Source organism: Streptomyces sp. FIT100 (assembly GCF_024584805.1).
In the GTDB taxonomy this organism is placed as follows: domain Bacteria; phylum Actinomycetota; class Actinomycetes; order Streptomycetales; family Streptomycetaceae; genus Streptomyces.
In genome coordinates, this window is sequence record NZ_CP075715.1 from 1,019,515 (window position 1) to 1,036,134 (window position 16,620).

Below are 16,620 nucleotides of genomic sequence, written 5' to 3' on the forward strand. Positions count from 1 at the left end.
ACGCCCTGACCGCCGGACGAGCCGGACGAACGGGTGCAGAGCGGCCAGTGGCAGAGCGGTCAGCGGCGGAGCGATCAGAAAGCCATCAGAAGCGGATCGGTCGGGGAGCAGAGCGGTCAGATCGTCGGGGCGTCCGGACCGATGCGGCTGCGCACCGCCGTCTGCACCTCGTCCTCCTCGGCCGGGTCGGCCGCGAGCCTGCGCAACCGCTCGGCCACGCGCGCGTCACCCGTCTCCGCGTGCAGCGCCGCGACTTCCCTCGTGGTCTCCTCGCAGTCCCACAGGCACTCGACGGCGAAGCCGGTCGCGAAGGAGGGATCGGTCGCGGCGAGAGCGCGCGCCGTGCGGCCGCGCAGCTGGGAGGAGGTGGTCTCGCGGTAGATGTGCCGCAGCACGGGAGCCGCGCACTGGATGCCGAGCCGGCCCGTGCCGTCGACGAGGGTCCAGAGCAGCGGGGCGTCGGGCCCATCCGCCCGTACGGTCTCGCGGAGGGCGCCGAGCACCAGCTCGGCGTCCTGGGCGCCACCCCGGCAGGCCAGCACCCCGGCGGCCGAGGCGCCGAGCGCGTCGGGCCGGTGGACCCAGCTGCGCGCCCGGTCGACGGCGGGCTCGCCGCACATCCGCTCGAAGGCCGCCACGGCGGCCTCGGCGACCGTGCGCGAGCCGTCGAGCGCCGCCGCCTCGATGAGGTCGAGCACAGCGGGATCCCGTGACTCGGCCAGATAGTGCAGGGCGGCGCAGCGTGCGCCGTCCGGTCCCCCGCGCGCGGCCTCGAGGATCAGGGGGCGGTCGTCGGGACCGGCGACCGCGGTGAGACACCGGGCGGCCGGGACGTGCAGCACGCTGCCGCGTTCGAGCCCCTGCTGGGCCCATTCGAAGACCGCCCGGACGCTCCAGCCCGGCTGCGGCCCGCTCGGCCGCAGCTGGCGCTGCCAGCGGTCGAAGGAGCCGCGCTCCCGCGCGGCCCGCACCCGTGCGCCGACCGCTTCCCGCTGGTCGTCGGCCCACAGCCGCCACGGCCGCGGTTCGAAGGCGTCCCGTACGGCGACGGCGAGCTCGGCGTCGCCCTCCGGGGTCGCGGGGAAGCGGGCCAGTACGGGGGCGGCGAGGGAACGCAGCCCCTGGTCGTCGTCGCGCAGGGCCAGCTCGTCGAGGGCCCAGGCCCAGTTGGATCCGGTCGCCGCGTACCGCCTGAGCAGGGCGAGGGCGTCGTCGCGCCCGTACGCGGCGAGATGGCCCAGCACCGCGAGGGCCAGGCCGGTCCTGGACTCGTCGGTCCCGATGTGGTCCTCGGCCGAGAAGAGGTGGGCCTCGACCTCGTCGAGTCCCCCGTGGAGGTCCAGATAGAGGCGTGCGTAGTACAGGGACCGGTTCTCCACCTGCCAGTCGTGGCGGGGGTCGCTGAGCACGCAGTGGTTGAGGGCCGCGAGGGCCTCGGCACGGGGCGCGGCGAGCGCGTGCAGCGTGCCGTCGCCGCGGCCCCTCTGCAGCAGGCCGAGCAGGGTGCCGCTCGGCGCTATGACTGGTTCGAACATGGAAAGTGCCTCACATCAAGCTGTCGACGCAACCGGGGGTGTGTTCGCCTAGGCCGCGCGGCAACATGATCGGCTGCCCGTCGTCTTCCGCTTGATGTAGACCATTTCCCTCTGCCTCTCGTCGGTGGCCCCTTGCGGGCCCGACGCCATGATGACCCAGCCGCTTTCATCCCCGCGACCACATTTACGGCGCCGCCCTCACCTGGGGTTCAACACCCGTTCACCGGGCGGAGAACAGCTCCAGGAGATCCGTCTTCCCAAACATCCGCGCGGTATCCACGGCGGACGGAGTTCCCGCCCCCGGGTCGGCTCCGCCGTCGAGCAGGGCGCGGACGACAGTGTCCTCGCCCTTGAAGACGGCCCCCGCGAGCGGCGTCTGGCCGCGGTCGTTGGCCCGGTCCACGTCGGCGCCGCGCGCGAGCAGGGCCGTCACCGCGGCCGCGTGCCCGTGGTACGCGGCGAGCATGACGAGCGAGTCGCCCTTGTCGTTGGTCAGGTTCGCCGGTACCCCCGCGTCCACATACGCGGCGAGCGCCTCGGCATCGCCCTGACGCGCCAGATCGAAGATCCTGGTCGCAAGCTCGATCACCTCGGGATCGGGGTTCTCGCTCATCAGGGGGACCGCCTTTCACTGCGTTGACCTGGGACGTAGGGGTGAATCGACAGCGTACTGCGCGCCGGGCCACAGGACCGTGCCCGTCCACGGCGAAGATCAACACGCCCCGGGCAACCATCCGGCGTACGCCATTCGAGTGAAAAAGCTAGATATTCACCCATTTGCACCTTTTATCGCATAGATACTTCCTGTGAGGCTGGAAGAACTCATGGTGACTGTCCCCCTCAACCAGGAGAACACCTCATGATCCTGTCCATGTCAGGCGTCGTGCTGCTGGGAATCATCGTCTTCCTCTTCTTCAAGAAGGACGGGCTCAAGGCGTCGCACGCGCTGATCTCGGCACTCTTCGGCTTCTACCTCGCAGGTACGGCCATCGCCCCGAGCATCACGGCCGGCGGCGCCAGCCTCGCGAGCCTCCTGGGCGGGATCAAGTTCTGACCCCCGCGTCACCCGTCGACCACAACAAGTCAAGGAGCAGGAGAACCTCGTGGCCCGGCGACCACTCCCCCGCATTCCGCTCAGCGGCACCGACCGGATCGCGCGCAGCCGCGAGTTCGCGCGGACGGCCGCCGACAGCGCCACCGACGTCCTCCACCCGCTCATCACGATCAGCCGCGGACTGCGGCTGCTGGCCGCCGCCGGACTGCGCAAATGGGCCGACACGCCGAAGGACCGGCGCGGCCCCGCCCTGTTCCTGGCGGCGGCCTGCGCGCTGGCGGTCGCCCTCGTCCCGTACGGACCGCTGCTCGGCCTGATCACGGTCATGGGCGTGGCGGGCTGGAAGGGACGTGAGCGCACGCCCGTACGGACCGAGCCCGACGAGGCGGCACTGACGCGCGTCAAGGCACTCTACGAGGCGCTCGTGCCGTACTTCTCCGTACCGGAGGACCCGAGCCCACTCTTCGCCCACGGCGGCGAGTGGGCGAAGGCGTTCAGCGACCACCAGTTCGACGACGCGGGCCGGGTGACCCGGCTGCGGGTGCGCTACCCGGCGTACTTCACCGACGGCGAGCAGCAAGCACGGGCCCGGATCGAGCAGTTGCTGCACGCCAAGTCGGGGCGCGGCCGCGAATACCGCTTCGACTGGGACGAGGAGAGCAACCAGCTCCTGATGAGCGTGCTCCCGGCGCTCCCCACCACCATCACCGCCCAGCACTTCGTCGCCGCTCCCGGCGAGACCGTGCTGGGCTTCACCGACCCCGGCGCCGTGCCGCGGACCGTGCCCGTCGTCGTCGACGGCGGCGACACCAAGGACGAGACCCCCGTCGTGTGGCGCACCGGACCACGCTCGACGGAGCCCCACCTGCTGGCCGTGGGCCACCCCGGCAGCGGCACGACGACGCTCCTGCGCTCGATCGCCCTCCAGGCCCTGCCGCACGGCGACGTCCTGATCGTCGAGGGCAGCGGGACCGGGGAGTACGCCTGCCTCACGGGGCGGCCGGGCGTCCTCGGCGTCGAATGCGGGCTGGCGGGGGCGCTGGCGAGCCTGGAGTGGGCGGCGCACGAGACCGAGCGCCGGCTCATCGCCGCGAACCGGGCGCGGCAGGCGGGGCATCCCGCGCCCGACGACACCAAGCGTCCCCTGTGGATCCTCGTCGACCGCCCGAGTGTGTTCAGCCACCTGGCGGCCGCCGACGGACGGCCCGATCCGCAGCAGCTCCTCCAGGTGCCGCTGCGGCACGGGCGGGCGGCGTCGGTGACGGTCGCGGTGGCGGACCAGTTCGACAGCCTGGAGTTCCTGTCCGAGACGGTACGGACGCACACGCGTGCCCGGGTCGTCCTCGGCCCCACGACGCTCGACCAGGTCGAGACCGTGCTCGGCGTCCCGCCGCACACGACCCCCACAGCCGACGTGCCTCCGGGCCGCGGGTACGCGCGCCTCGGCACCGGCGGAGTGCTCCGGCTCCAGGTCCCGGTGACACCGGACCCCTACGACGACGCGACGGCCGAGCCCCACCGCCAGGCGGTCCTGGCCCTCCTCCCGGACCGCCCCACCCCGGACGCGCCCCCCGTCCCCGAACCGGCCACGGCCCCGCCCCCGGAGCCGGCTCCGGACCCGGTCCCGGCCCCCCAGCCCCGCGCGACGACGACCCCCGTCCCCGCGGAGGGCTGACGCCCTCGCCACCCACGGTCCCCTGCGGATTCGCCCCGGGGGGACCCCGCCGTCTCCGGCCGCAGACCGGTGGGTGGCGCGCCCGGCCTCCGGCCGGACTCCTCCCGTGGGCGGTTGCGCGCCGTCGGCGAGAGCGGCCTGGTGCGCGTGACGCGCCTACAGAGACCGGTGCGGGCTGGGAAGTCCCCGCACTTCCACGGGTGACTTCGGGCCGGTGGTGGCAGACGGCCTGCACCGGAGGGACGACCGGTACCGGAAACGCCCGGCCCGGCAAGGGGCCGTGCAGGGTCGGCCCCGCAGGGGACGGCGGCAAACACCGGGTGCGCAATTGGGCGGGCCTGTATGCCGCCGACCCCGAGGAGTCGAGCCCGGAGGGGCCCCGCAACCCGCACCCACCACACCGGGCACGCCCGCCGCACCCCGCAACCCCGGCACCGGACGCACCCCCGATGCCGGACGCACCCCACACACCGGGCACGCCCAACGCGCACCCGGCCCGGGGCAGGCAGGCCAGGCAGGGCGGGGCCCCCAGGGGCCGACGGGGGCATCCCCCGTCACGGAGAAACGCTCAGGCCACGAACGTACGCGGCGCCTCCGTCCCCGTCGTCGCCCCCGTTCGCACCAGCCGTGCCGCCGCCGCCAGCCGTGCCGCCGCCTCGTCGGCGACCGGGCCGCCGACCGTGAAGGGGAGGCGGACGTAGCCCTCGAACGCGCCGTCCACGCCGAAGCGCGGACCCGACGGCACCCGCACGCCGACCCGTTCGCCGACCTCGGCCAGGCGGGAGCCGGAGAGGCCACCCGCGCGGACCCACAGGGTCAGCCCTCCGTCGGGCACGGCGAACTCCCAGTCCGGCAGTTCCCTGTGCACCGCCGCGACCAGCGCGTCCCGGTTCGCCCGCGCCTGGGCACGGCGGATCACCACCGCCTCGCCCCAGCCTCCGGTCTGCATCAGCCAGTTGACCCCGAGCTGTTCCAGCACGGGCGTGCCCAGGTCGGCATAGGCACGCGCCGCGACGAGCGACCGGATGACGTCGGGTGCCGCCCGGACCCAGCCGATCCGCATGCCCGCCCAGAACGCCTTGCTGGCCGAGCCGACGGTGAGGACCGTGGCACCCGCCGGGTCGAACGCGCACACCGGCCGGGGCAGCTCCAGGCCGGGTTCGAGGCACAGCTCGGACATCGTCTCGTCCACGACGAGCACCGTCCCTGCGGACCGCGCGGACTCCACGAGCCGGCGCCGCTGGTCCTCGTCGGCCAGCGCCCCGGTGGGGTTGTGGAAGTCGGCGACGACATAGGCGAGTCGGGGCGCCGCGTCGCGCAGCACCTGGCGCCAGCGGGGCAGGTCCCAGCCGCCCAGCCCCTCGGCCATGGCCACGGGCACCAGCCGTGCCCCGGCCTCCCGCATGAGCTGGAGGATGTTCGCGTACGAGGGGGACTCGACGGCGATGCGTTCGCCGCGGCCGGCGAACAGATGGCAGATCGCGTCGATCGCACCCATCGCGCCGGTGGTCACCATGATCTGCTCGGGCATGGTGGGGATGCCGCGCTCCGTGTACCGCTCCGCGAGCGTCCGGCGCAGCGCGGGCAGGCCGGCCGGGTAGTCGCCGTGGGTGTGCGCGTACGGCGGCAGCTCCTCCAACGCGCCCTGGATGCTGCGGGTCAGCCAGGGCTCGGGGGCGGGCAGGGCGGCGCAGCCCAGGTCGATCATCGAGCCGAGGGACTCGGGCGGCAGCGGCTCCAGCCCGCGCGCCGGCACCGGATTGCCGGCCGGTACGGCGGTCCAGCTGCCGGCGCCCCTGCGGGATTCGAGGAACCCTTCGGCGCGGAGCGCCTCGTACGCCGCCGCGACCGTCGTCCGGCTCACGGCGAGGGCCACCGCGAGTTCGCGCTCGGCGGGCAGCCGGGCCGCGACGGGCACACGGCCTTCGAGGACGAGCAGCCGGATGCCGTCGGCGAGTGCCCGGTAGGCGGGCGGCTTGCGGGTGCCGGGGCCCGCCGGGCGGGGCTGCTGGGCGTTGAGCTGGCGGGCGAGCTGGCCCGCACCGACCGCCGAAGTCCACTGCGCCATGGAAGTCAGTCCACCTTCCTTGAATTGGCCATGGTTGGGTTCCATTTACCAGCCACAGAGTGTCATGCGTCAGTCCACTCTCACCACTGGGGGCCAGAACCTTGTCCATTCCCTCCGCCCGGAACCGGCACCCCCGCCCGGCCGGCCAGCCGGTCGACTCCACAGCCGACCAGCCGGCCGGCCGCCCGCTCACCCGCCGGCTTCCCCGCCGGCTGGTCCAGCTCTACGCCGGTCTTGCGCTGTACGGCGTGAGCTCCGCCCTCCTCGTCCGGGCCGGTCTCGGCCTTGAGCCGTGGGGCGTGCTGCACCAGGGCCTCGCGGAGCGGACCGGACTGACCATCGGCGTCGTCACGATCATCGTCGGCGCCGCCGTGCTGCTCCTGTGGATCCCGATCCGCCAGAAGCCGGGCCTCGGCACGGTCTCCAACGTCTTCGTCATCGGCGTCGCGATGGACGGCACGCTCGCCGTCGCCCCCGATGTGAACGGCTTGGCCGCCCAGATCCCGGTGATGATCGCCGGGATCGTCCTCAACGGGGCCGCCACCGGCCTCTACATCTCCGCCCGCTTCGGCCCGGGCCCGCGCGACGGCCTGATGACGGGGCTGCACCGGCTGACGGGCCGCTCGATCCGGCTGGTCCGCACCGCCATCGAGATCGCGGTCGTCGCCACCGGCTTCCTGCTCGGCGGCTCGGTCGGCGCCGGCACCGTGGCCTACGCGCTGGCCATCGGCCCGCTCGCCCAGCTCTTCCTGCGTGTTTTCGCCATCCCGTCTGCGGGCGAAGGAAGCCGGGAGGTCGCCAAGTCGACACCGGAGCAGGCCATACTGCCCGGGTGACTCGCGTACCGCACCCCCGGCATCCGTATCTCGACCACGCCTCCCCGATACCGTTCGCGCACCGCGGCGGCACGGCGGACGGGCTGGAGAACACGGCCGCCGCCTTCCGCCGCGCCGCGGCGACCGGCTACCGCTACTTCGAGACCGATGTGCACACCACCGCCGACGGGAAGCTGGTCGCCTTCCACGACCCGACCCTGGACCGTGTGACGGACTCCCACGGCCGGATCACGGACCTGCCGTGGAGCGAGGTGAGCCGGGCCCGGGTCGCGGGCAAGGAGCCGCTGCCGCTCTTCGAGGACCTCCTCGAGGAGTTCCCCGAGGCGCGCTGGAACGTCGACATCAAGGCGGAGGGCGCGCTGGCGCCGCTCGTGGACCTGGTGCGGCGGACGGCGGCCTGGGACCGGGTCTGCGTCGGCTCGTTCTCGGAGAGCCGGGTCTCCCGTGCGCACCGCCTCGCGGGCCCGCGCCTCGCGACCTCGTACGGTGTGCGCGGCGTGCTGGGGCTGCGGCTGCGCTCCCTGGGCATCCCGGCGGCGGTGCGCGTGGGCGCGGTCTGCGCGCAGGTGCCCGAGTCGCAGAACGGCATCAAGGTCGTGGACCGGCGTTTCGTCCGGGAGGCCCACGCACGCGGGCTCCAGGTGCACGTGTGGACGGTGAACGACGCGGATCGGATGGCCGCCCTCCTGGACCTCGGAGTGGATGGCATCATGACCGATCATCTGGAGACGCTGCGCACGGTGCTGACCGACCGGGGAGTCTGGTTCTGAGCCTCGCGCGTCTCCCCATGGGGACGAGCGAGGGGGGCACGGCGTGAGCGCTGAGACCGCGGACCGGGCCACGGCGACGGACGACGCCGGCGATCGCCGGCGTCAGCAACGCGGCTGGTACTTCTACGACTTCGCCGTCTCCGTCTACTCGACGAGCGTGCTCACGGTCTTCATCGGCCCCTATCTCACCTCGGTGGCGAAGGCCGCAGCGGACGCGGACGGCTTCGTCCACCCGCTCGGCATCCCGGTGCGGGCCGGTTCGCTGTTCCCGTACACCGTGTCCGTCTCGGTGGTGGTGGCGGTGCTCCTGATGCCGCTCGCGGGCGCGGTGGCGGACCGTACGGGCCGGAAGAAGCCTCTTCTCGCGGCCGCGGCGTACGTGGGGGCGGCGGCGACGGCCGGGATGTTCTTCCTTGACGGCCACCGCTATCTGCTCGGCGCGCTCCTGCTGATCGTGGCGAACGCGGCGCAGTCGGTGTCGATGGTCCTCTACAACGCGTACCTGCCGCAGATCGCGGAGCCAGACGAGCGCGACACCGTCTCCTCACGCGGCTGGGCCTTCGGCTACACGTCCGGGGCGCTCGTCCTCGTTCTCGACCTGGTGCTGTACACCGGGCACGAGTCCTTCGGCCTCTCCGAGTCGGACGCGGTGCGCATCTGCCTCGCCTCGGCCGGAGTCTGGTGGGGCGCGTTCGCGCTCGTGCCGCTGCGGCGGCTGCGCGACCGGCGCGTGCCGCACGCCCACGAGGGCGCGGTGGGGGCCGGATGGCGGCAGCTGACCGCGACGCTGCGGGACATGCGCCGGCATCCGCTGACGCTGTCGTTCCTGCTGGCGTACCTGGTCTACAACGACGGTGTGCAGACGGTGATTTCCCAGGCGTCGGTGTACGGCTCCGAGGAGCTGGGGCTGGACCAGACGACGCTGATCACGGCGGTGCTGCTTGTGCAGGTGCTGGCGGTGGCGGGCGCGCTGGGGATGGGCCGGCTGGCCGGAAGGTACGGTGCGAAGCGCACGATCCTCGGCTCGCTCGCGGTGTGGACGCTGATCCTGGCCGCCGGGTACTTCCTGCCGGCGCGGACGCCGGTGTGGTTCTACGCGCTGGCCGGTGCGATCGGGCTGGTGCTCGGTGGCAGCCAGGCGCTGTCGCGTTCGCTGTTCTCGCATCTGGTGCCGCGGGGCAAGGAGGCCGAGTACTTCTCGGCGTACGAGATGAGCGACCGCGGGCTGAGCTGGCTGGGGCCGTTGGTGTTCGGTCTGACGTTCCAGCTGACGGGGAGCTACCGGGATGCGATCATCTCGTTGGTGATCTTCTTCGCGCTCGGTTTCGTACTGCTCGCGCGGGTGCCGGTGCGGCGCGCGGTGGCCGCTGCGGGGAACCCCGTGCCGGAACGGATTTAGACGTTGAAGTGAAAGGCCGGTAGTGTACGCCTTTGGCCTGCCAGGCGGACCGTTACTGCGTGCTGAAAACGTCAAAACGTTGGGTGACACTTTCTGCCAGATGTGACAAACCGGGCGCTGGTGGGTACAACAAGGGGCGGCACGACGGGCGCGACGCATGACCTGAGAGGGAATGCGACGGGAATCTTTACCGCCGACCGGACGTTGACCGGATGACGACGACAGCGACACCTGTCCTGTGGGCGACAAGCCCGGGAGGCACGATTCATGAGTGAGCGAGCTCTTCGCGGCACGCGCCTCGTGGTGACCAGCTACGAGACCGACCGCGGCATCGATCTGGCCCCGCGCCAGGCGGTGGAGTACGCATGCCAGAACGGACATCGATTTGAGATGCCGTTCTCGGTCGAGGCGGAGATTCCGCCGGAGTGGGAGTGCAAGGCGTGCGGCGCCCAGGCACTTCTGGTGGACGGGGACGGCCCCGAGGAGAAGAAGGGCAAGCCCGCGCGTACGCACTGGGACATGCTCATGGAGCGGCGCACCCGCGAGGAGCTCGAGGAGGTGCTGGCCGAGAGGCTGGCCGTCCTGCGCTCCGGAGCCATGAACATCGCGGTGCACCCGCGCGACAGCCGGAAGTCCGCGTAACGACACCCACGAACGACATATGAGCCGCGGGCTGCCGCACACGTCATGTGTGCCGCAGCCCGCGGCTCTTCGCGTTCCTGGACCGGCTCGCGCCTGCTCAGGGCCCGGCCCGCGACGACTCAGCGCGCGGCACTCGGCGCAGTGATCCCCTGTGCAGTGACTCTCGGTGCAGTGACTCTCGGTGCAGTGACATTCGGTGCAGTGACATTCGTCACGGGGTCAGCGGAGGCCGCGACTCCTCGCCGGCTCGCCGCTGCGGCGGCGGCACGTCCTCGCGGATGACCTCACCCTGCACGACCTTTCCGTCGGGACGGTGAATGCGGGCCTGCCGGAAGGCGTCGCCAAGGGAACCGGGAGCGGCCTTGCGCACCCTGCGCTCGATCGACCTCTCCGCGAACCGGCCGAGGGCCGCGCGGACCGGCGGGACGAGCAGCAGCAGACCGGCGGCGTCGGAGATCAGGCCCGGCAGCATCAGGAGCAGCCCGCCGAGCATCAGCAGGCCGTTGCCGCCAGGGCGGTCGCCTTCGGCAGGCGCGAGGCCCGACTGCTGCCGCTGGAGGGTCTCGGTGAGACTGCGGAAGGCACGCCGTCCGGCGCGCTTGATCACGACCGCGCCGAGCACGGCGCCACCCAGCAGCAGAGCGAGGACGGTGAGCCCGCCGGCCGCTCCGGCCACGACGGTCAGCAGCCAGATCTCCAGCACCAGCCAGGCGGCCGTGGCGAGGGGGATGAGGGTGCGAGCGCGTGAGCGCCCGCGGGCGGTCGGGGTCGGTACACCGGTCGTCATGCTCCCAGTGTGCCTGGGCGCCCGCAGATGTGGCGTAAAGGCGGGATCAGCGCGACGGCCTGCGGCCCAGGACCCGGCCGGCCCTGGCGCTCACGCCCCACGCGGTGACCCGCCACAGCGCCTCCACGACGATGTCGCGGCTCATCTTGGAGTCGCCGAGCTCCCGCTCGACGAAGGTGATGGGGACCTCGACGACGTGGAAGCCCGCCTCGACGGCCCGGCGGGCGAGGTCGACCTGGAAGCAGTAGCCCTGTGAGGCGACGTCGTCGAGGCCGAGCCCTTCGAGGGTCTCCTTGCGGAAGGCCCTGAAGCCGCCGGTGACATCCCGGATGGGGATGCCGAGCAGCAGGCGGGAGTAGGTGCTTCCGCCGCGGGAGAGGAACTCACGGGACCTGGGCCAGTTGACGACCCGGCCCCCCGGCACCCAGCGGGAGCCGAGGACGAGGTCGGCGCCCTTGAGCGCGGTGAGCAGCCGGGGCAGTTCCTCGGGCTGGTGGGAGCCGTCGGCGTCCATCTCGACGAGTACGCCGTAGCCGTGCTCGGTGCCCCAGCGGAAGCCGGCCAGATACGCCGCGCCGAGCCCTTCCTTGCCCTTGCGGTGCAGGACGTGGACCTGGGGGTCCTCCACGGAGAGTTCGTCGGCGATCTTTCCGGTGCCGTCGGGGCTGTTGTCATCGGCGACCAGGATGTCCGCGTCCGGCACGGCGGCGCGCACACGCGAGACGATCGGCCCGATGTTCTCCGCCTCGTTGTAGGTCGGGATGATCACCAAGGCTCTGCCGAGCGGGCCGTACCGCCTCTGACCACCGTCGTTCACTGCTGCCCCTTTAACGTCCGTACGCAGAGACCCACCATAGCGACCGCTGATGACGCAGCGACGGCGGCACGGACACGAGGTGCGTGGGAGGGCGGATACGGCCGGGGCCCGGCGTCCTTCGGGCCGGCCTGGGACCCGCTGGCTGCGGGTCGACCGAGAGCCGTTGTCTACTGAACGCCGGGCCCCACCCGGGTCGCACCCTGCCGCCCGGCCGAAACCCTCCCTCGCCCCCGAGGCGCGGGCGCTGAACCTGGCTCCCAGTGGTGGTGCGCCGGTGCGGCGCACCACCCCATGACCCAGCGGCGTTCGACGACTGCGTGGAAGCTCGACCGGTCGGACGTCCTGTGGTGGACTCGGCCGAACCTACCGGCCCTCCGCCGCACTCTGTCAACACTCCTGTGAACTGCGGCGATTGGGCGAATCGGCTGGTCAGCGACGAAGATCCGCAGGTAGTGAGCGAACCTTCGGCGAGTCGCTCGACGGTACGAAATGTCCCGATGTCACTCGTTAGGCCGTACGTAGACCGTTTGTCCGAAGACAACGGTCCGCAGGCACTCCGGGAGCGCATTTCCGGGGGTCAGATCAGGCAGTCCCGGGGTGCCCGAGCGCGGGTCCGTCGACCAGCGGGCGACCCGGTCGTCGGGGGCCTGGACGACGAGTTCACCGGTGCGCCAGACCGCGTAGTCGGCGGGGGCACCGGGCACGAGAACGCCCGCGTCGTCCCTGCCCACGGCCCGCCAGCCGCCCCGGGTGTGGGCGGTGAAGGCGGCGCGCACCGAGATCCGGTGCTCGGGTGTGCGGTGGAAGGCGGCGGCGCGGACCGTGCCCCAGGGGTCGAGCGGGGTGACCGGACTGTCCGATCCGAAGGCCAGCGGGACCCCGGCGCGCAGGAGTGCGGCGTACGGATTGAGAGTGCGGGCACGTTCGATTCCGAGGCGCTGGGCGTACATACCGGTGTCGCCACCCCAGGCCGCGTCGAACGCGGGCTGCACGGAGGCGGTGAGGCCGAGCTCGGCAAAGGCGGCGACGGTCTCCGGAGTGAGCATCTCGGCGTGCTCCACACGGTGCCGGGCAGCGCGCACCCGGGCGAGACCGAGGGCGGCCGCGGCGGCTCGTACGCCCTCCACGACGTTGCCGATCGCACGGTCGCCGATCGCGTGGAAACCTGCCTGGATCCCGGCCTCCGTACAGGCCGTGACATGGGCGGCGACGGCGGCCGCGTCGAGGTGGGCCACGCCGGAGTGCGCCGCGTCGGCGTACGGCTCGTGGAGGCATGCCGTGTGGGAGCCGAGCGAGCCGTCGGCGAAGAGGTCACCGGCCGCGCCGGCCGCGCCGAGGGCGAGCGCCCGCTCCACGTCCGTGTCGGCCCAGTAGCCGACCACACGGGGCCCCGGCACGTCGCCGGCGGTCTTCAGGAAGCCGGTGAAGTCGTCCTCGGAGGAGATGTCGGGGCCGGCGCACTCGTGCACGGTGCCGATGCCGAGCGAGGCCGCGCGCCGGAGCGCGGCGCGCTGGGCCTCGGCCCGCTGCTCGGGCGACACGGCGGCGTACGCCGCGGCGCGTACGGCGTGGTGGGCGTCGCCCGTCAGCGGCTCCGCCTCCTGGAAGCCCGACCGGTCCCGGACGCCCGGCACCAGATCGAGCAGCGCGGTGGTCACGACGGCCGAGTGGACGTCGACGCGGGTCAGATAGAGCGGGCGGCCGCCGGTGAGTTCGTCGAGCTCGTCACGCCGAGGGGGGCGCTGCTCGGGCCAGCGGGAGGCGTCCCAGCCGTGCCCGATCAGGATCCGGTCGCCGGGCCGGTCCGCCGCGTACGCCCGGACGCGCTGCGCCGCCTCGGCGAGCGAGGAGGCACCGGTCAGGTCGAGTCCGGTGAGCGCCAGGCCGGTGGCGGTGGTGTGCACGTGCGCGTCCACGAAGGCGGGCGTCACAAGGGCGCCTTCCAGGTCGAGGACCTCGTCGACGCCGGAGGCGAAGGCGTCCGCGGCACCCTCGGAGCCCACCCAGGCGATGTGCCCGCGCTCGACGACCATCGCGGTGGCGAACGGGTCGGCGGGGCTGTGTACCTCACCGCCGCGCAGCAGCACGGTGCGGTGTTCGGCCTGGGTCGCGCTCTCACTCATGGGGACAGCCTAGATTCGCGGGGGCCGTGCCTCGTACGGGGTCGAGAGGACGACGGTCGTCCGGGTGGACACACCGGCCAGCGAGCGGATCTGGCTGAGGAGTTCCTCCAGCGCCAGCGGCGTGCCGACGCGCACCTTGAGGATGTAGTTCTCGTCGCCGGCGACGCTGTGGCACGCCTCGATCTCGGGCACCCCGGCGAGCCGCTCGGCGATGTCGTCGGGGGCGCTGGGGTCGAAGGGTTTCACCGAGATGAACGCCGTGAGCGGCAGTCCGACCTCTTCGGGGTCGACGACGGCGGCGTACCCGCGGATGACGCCGCGCTGCTCGAGCCTGCGGACGCGCTGATGCACAGCCGAGGTGGACAGGCCCGTGGCCTTGCCCAGGTCGGTGTAGCTCATGCGCCCGTCCTTGACGAGCAACTCGACGATCTGACGATCCAGCTCCTCCATGCGGATCAACCTATTGCCCCGGGTCGCCTCCGGCACAGTCGGCTGCGTCCTCGACGACTCCGCAAGGGGCGCCGGAAGGGCACTGGAAGGGGCGCGGAACATGCCGGGGCGGGCATCTGCGACGGGCATGTGACGAAGACCACAGGCTTGGACCCGTGTCCGTCGAGACCGCACGGTTACCTGCGGAGCGCGGCGGGAAGTGCTTGGTGTGGTCGAGGCCGCACGTGCCTGGTCGGCCCACCCGAGGGGGAGATTCTCCATGCAGAGTGTGAAGCGCGCCGGACGTACCGATCCGGAGCCTGTTGAAGCCGTCGTGTCCCACGAGGACGACGCGCTCGATGCCTACGACACGTTCGAGATGTACCGGGTGATCTGCCCGGACTGCGCGCAGCCGATCGCGCTGCTCGCCGACGAGGACGCACTGCCGGAGCACGCACTGTGCCCGACGCCGTGGAACCCGTTCGTGCTGTCGGTGTGCGCCGGGACCGGTCGGCCGGCGGCCGACGCCCGCCCCGCCGACGAGTCGCTGGAGGTACAGGAGCAGGACACCGCCCTGCTGTTGACGCTCCCTCAGGGGCTCGACTGGCGGACGCAGCCCTTCTCGCACGTCGGCGGACCGGGTTCGCGCCCGATCAAGGTGCCGCCGATGCGACGGGCCGCCTGACCCCGCCGCGGGTCCACCGCCACGAGCAGACCCGTCGCCCGCTCCGCGCGACGGGTACACCACGAACTCGCGCTCGAATCGGCCTGCCGGTGACCCGGGGCGCCCACCGGGCGTTTTGACGGTCATGACCCCGCAGTACCCCACGGGCGGCTCGGGCCGCCGCCGGCTGACGGCGCCCCGTCAGGACGAATCGGTTCCGCGCGCGGCGGACCCGCCCATCTACCGCGATCTGCTGCGCCACTGGGCGAGCACGGGACGCACCCTGCCGGGCCGCCGCGACCAGGAATGGAACAGGCTCACGGCGGCACCGGCGTGGACTCAGCGGACCGGCTGGGTCAGCGGGACTCTGGCCCAGCGAGGTGACGGGCGATGACCATGCGCTGGATCTGATTGGTGCCTTCGACGATCTGGAGCACCTTGGCCTCGCGCATCAGCCGCTCGACCGGGAAGTCGGCGGTGTAGCCGTATCCGCCGAGGATCTGCACCGCGTCCGTGGTCACCTGCATCGCCGCGTCCGTGCAGAACAGCTTGGCCATCGCCGCCTGCCGGGAGAACGGCCTGCCCGCGTCCCGCAGGCGGGCGGCGGCCAGGTACAGCGCACGGCCGGCCTCGACCTTGGTCGCCATGTCGGCGAGCATGAAGCGCAGCCCCTGGAAGTCCGCGATGGGACGGCCGAACTGCCGCCTTCCGGTGGCGTACGCGACCGACTCGTCGAGCGCCGCCTGGGCGACGCCGACCGCGCAGGCGGCGATGCCGAGGCGCCCCGAGTCCAGCGCCGACAGCGCGATGGCGAAGCCCTGCCCCTCCTCGCCGATGCGGCGGGCGTCGGGGACGCGGACCCCGTCGAAGTGCAGCTGGGCGGTGGGCGAGCCCTTCATGCCCATCTTCTTCTCGGGCGCGGCGGCGCCGAGCCCTTCGGCGTCGCCGGGCACCAGGTAGGCCGTGACGCCGCGGGCGCCCTCCCCGCCGGAGCGGGCGAGGACGGTGTAGAAGTCGGCGACGCCGCCGTGGGTGATCCATGCCTTGGTGCCGGTGATCACCCAGTCGTCGCCGTCGCGCACGGCCTTCGTGCGCAGCGAGGCGGCGTCGGATCCGGAGGACGGCTCGGAGAGGCAGTACGCGCCGAGCAGGCCGCCCCCGAGCATCGCGGGCAGGTGCTCGGCCTGCTGTTCCTTGGTGCCGTACTGGGCCAGGGCGTGGCAGGCCAGCGAGTGCACGCTGACGCCGAGGCCCACGGTGAGGCGGGCGGCGGCGAGCTCTTCGAGCACCTGGAGGTACACCTCGTACGGCTGGTCGCCGCCGCCGTACGCGGAGTCGTAAGGCAGGCCGAGCAGTCCGGAGTCGGACAGCAGCGAGAAGATCTCGCGCGGGAAGTGGCCCGCGTCCTCCTCCTCGGCCGCGCGGGGGGCGATCTCCCGCTGGACGATCTCCCGGACCAGGGCGATGAGATCCCTGGCCTCCTCGGTGGGCAGCGTGCGGTCCACCGGATGCGGGGCGCGGTCGGGCATTGCGGCGCTCTCCTCCCTGTCGGGCGCTGCGGCGGTCACGCGCGAAGGGTTGGGCGGCGCCGCCGGGTGTCACCTGATGCGCCGATGCTGCCCTCCCGGATCACGGAAGTGGCTGACCAGCGGCTGTGGCGGGTCGAGTATGCCCGATCCGGGGGCGTCCGTCACGGGGTGGAATGAGTCGCTCCGCTTGCCTGCGGCCGTCCTCGGGCGCCATCCCCGCCTTTCGAAAAGCCCCTCGAAATTGGTCCGAACCATTGACCCCACTGGTCTAGTCCTTCTACCGTCGCCCTGG

The 16,620-nt window shown here is 72.6% G+C and carries 15 protein-coding genes; 7 read left to right on the top strand and 8 right to left on the bottom strand.

Translation table 11 applies throughout. The features are described 5' to 3' along the window. Positions 1-116 precede the first annotated feature (116 nt). Both KK483_RS04315 and KK483_RS04320 read right to left on the bottom strand, forming a co-directional pair. Positions 117-1,535, bottom strand: coding sequence for a HEAT repeat domain-containing protein (locus tag KK483_RS04315; RefSeq protein ID WP_262003854.1), 1,419 nt, complete (start codon positions 1,533-1,535; stop codon positions 117-119). A gap of 220 nt (positions 1,536-1,755) precedes the next feature. Further along, positions 1,756-2,148: an ankyrin repeat domain-containing protein gene (locus KK483_RS04320; protein ID WP_262003856.1), complete on the bottom strand. Its 393-nt coding sequence runs from the start codon at positions 2,146-2,148 to the stop codon at positions 1,756-1,758. Positions 2,149-2,394: 246 nt separating this feature from the next. Here KK483_RS04320 and KK483_RS04325 point away from each other — a divergent pair, with 246 nt between their 5' ends. Further along, complete coding sequence (locus KK483_RS04325) at positions 2,395-2,589, top strand: hypothetical protein (protein WP_242332840.1); 195 nt, start codon at positions 2,395-2,397, stop codon at positions 2,587-2,589. 49 nt (positions 2,590-2,638) lie between these two features. Continuing rightward, a complete protein-coding gene (locus KK483_RS04330) occupies positions 2,639-4,264 on the top strand; it encodes a hypothetical protein (protein WP_262003858.1) in 1,626 nt (541 codons plus the stop codon). Positions 4,265-4,832: 568 nt separating this feature from the next. Here the strand turns inward: KK483_RS04330 and KK483_RS04335 are convergent. Then, positions 4,833-6,332, bottom strand: coding sequence for a PLP-dependent aminotransferase family protein (locus tag KK483_RS04335; protein WP_262003860.1), 1,500 nt, complete (start codon positions 6,330-6,332; stop codon positions 4,833-4,835). Between the two features lie 212 nt (positions 6,333-6,544). Between KK483_RS04335 and KK483_RS04340 the strand changes: the two genes are divergently transcribed. The 4 genes from KK483_RS04340 (at position 6,545) to KK483_RS04355 (ending at position 9,979) form a co-directional block, all read left to right on the top strand. Further along, positions 6,545-7,168, top strand: coding sequence for a YitT family protein (locus KK483_RS04340; RefSeq protein WP_262009343.1), 624 nt, complete (start codon positions 6,545-6,547; stop codon positions 7,166-7,168). Then, positions 7,165-7,938 carry a glycerophosphodiester phosphodiesterase gene (locus tag KK483_RS04345; RefSeq protein ID WP_262003861.1) on the top strand — a complete coding sequence of 258 codons (774 nt, stop codon included), beginning with the start codon at positions 7,165-7,167 and terminating at the stop codon, positions 7,936-7,938. The genes KK483_RS04340 and KK483_RS04345 overlap by 4 nt, the downstream gene beginning before the upstream one ends. 43 nt (positions 7,939-7,981) lie before the next feature. Continuing rightward, positions 7,982-9,337, top strand: a complete 1,356-nt coding sequence (locus KK483_RS04350) for an MFS transporter (protein WP_262003863.1) — start codon at positions 7,982-7,984, stop codon at positions 9,335-9,337. A gap of 267 nt (positions 9,338-9,604) precedes the next feature. Next, positions 9,605-9,979: an RNA polymerase-binding protein RbpA gene (locus tag KK483_RS04355; protein ID WP_003959706.1), complete on the top strand. Its 375-nt coding sequence runs from the start codon at positions 9,605-9,607 to the stop codon at positions 9,977-9,979. 211 nt (positions 9,980-10,190) lie between these two features. Here KK483_RS04355 and fxsA read toward each other — a convergent pair whose 3' ends face one another. The 4 genes from fxsA to KK483_RS04375 form a co-directional block, all read right to left on the bottom strand. After that, positions 10,191-10,766, bottom strand: coding sequence for an FxsA family membrane protein (fxsA, locus tag KK483_RS04360; protein WP_262003865.1), 576 nt, complete (start codon positions 10,764-10,766; stop codon positions 10,191-10,193). 46 nt (positions 10,767-10,812) lie between these two features. Beyond that, entirely contained in the window at positions 10,813-11,583 is a 771-nt protein-coding gene (locus KK483_RS04365) for a polyprenol monophosphomannose synthase (protein ID WP_262003867.1), read from the bottom strand. A gap of 500 nt (positions 11,584-12,083) precedes the next feature. Next, a complete protein-coding gene (locus KK483_RS04370) occupies positions 12,084-13,706 on the bottom strand; it encodes an amidohydrolase (protein ID WP_262003868.1) in 1,623 nt (540 codons plus the stop codon). A gap of 9 nt (positions 13,707-13,715) precedes the next feature. Continuing rightward, entirely contained in the window at positions 13,716-14,156 is a 441-nt protein-coding gene (locus tag KK483_RS04375) for an Lrp/AsnC family transcriptional regulator (protein WP_242332848.1), read from the bottom strand. A 259-nt stretch (positions 14,157-14,415) separates the two neighbouring features. Here KK483_RS04375 and KK483_RS04380 point away from each other — a divergent pair, with 259 nt between their 5' ends. Then, a complete protein-coding gene (locus KK483_RS04380) occupies positions 14,416-14,820 on the top strand; it encodes a hypothetical protein (RefSeq protein WP_262003870.1) in 405 nt (134 codons plus the stop codon). Between the two features lie 335 nt (positions 14,821-15,155). On the opposite strand, the gene KK483_RS04385 is transcribed toward KK483_RS04380, so the two are convergent. Then, positions 15,156-16,328: an acyl-CoA dehydrogenase family protein gene (locus KK483_RS04385; protein WP_262009344.1), complete on the bottom strand. Its 1,173-nt coding sequence runs from the start codon at positions 16,326-16,328 to the stop codon at positions 15,156-15,158. Between the last annotated feature and the right edge of the window lie 292 nt (positions 16,329-16,620).

Bases quoted from the DNA above. Each gene is read 5' to 3' on its own strand.
- KK483_RS04320 (WP_262003856.1), bottom strand. From the start codon at position 2,148: ATGAGCGAGAACCCCGATCCCGAGGTGATCGAGCTTGCGACCAGGATC.
- KK483_RS04375 (WP_242332848.1), bottom strand. From the start codon at position 14,156: ATGGAGGAGCTGGATCGTCAGATCGTCGAGTTGCTCGTCAAGGACGGG.
- fxsA (WP_262003865.1), bottom strand. From the start codon at position 10,766: ATGACGACCGGTGTACCGACCCCGACCGCCCGCGGGCGCTCACGCGCT.
- KK483_RS04335 (WP_262003860.1), bottom strand. From the start codon at position 6,332: ATGGCGCAGTGGACTTCGGCGGTCGGTGCGGGCCAGCTCGCCCGCCAG.
- KK483_RS04315 (WP_262003854.1), bottom strand. From the start codon at position 1,535: ATGTTCGAACCAGTCATAGCGCCGAGCGGCACCCTGCTCGGCCTGCTG.
- KK483_RS04385 (WP_262009344.1), bottom strand. From the start codon at position 16,328: ATGCCCGACCGCGCCCCGCATCCGGTGGACCGCACGCTGCCCACCGAG.
- KK483_RS04355 (WP_003959706.1), top strand. From the start codon at position 9,605: ATGAGTGAGCGAGCTCTTCGCGGCACGCGCCTCGTGGTGACCAGCTAC.
- KK483_RS04325 (WP_242332840.1), top strand. From the start codon at position 2,395: ATGATCCTGTCCATGTCAGGCGTCGTGCTGCTGGGAATCATCGTCTTC.
- KK483_RS04380 (WP_262003870.1), top strand. From the start codon at position 14,416: ATGCAGAGTGTGAAGCGCGCCGGACGTACCGATCCGGAGCCTGTTGAA.
- KK483_RS04370 (WP_262003868.1), bottom strand. From the start codon at position 13,706: ATGAGTGAGAGCGCGACCCAGGCCGAACACCGCACCGTGCTGCTGCGC.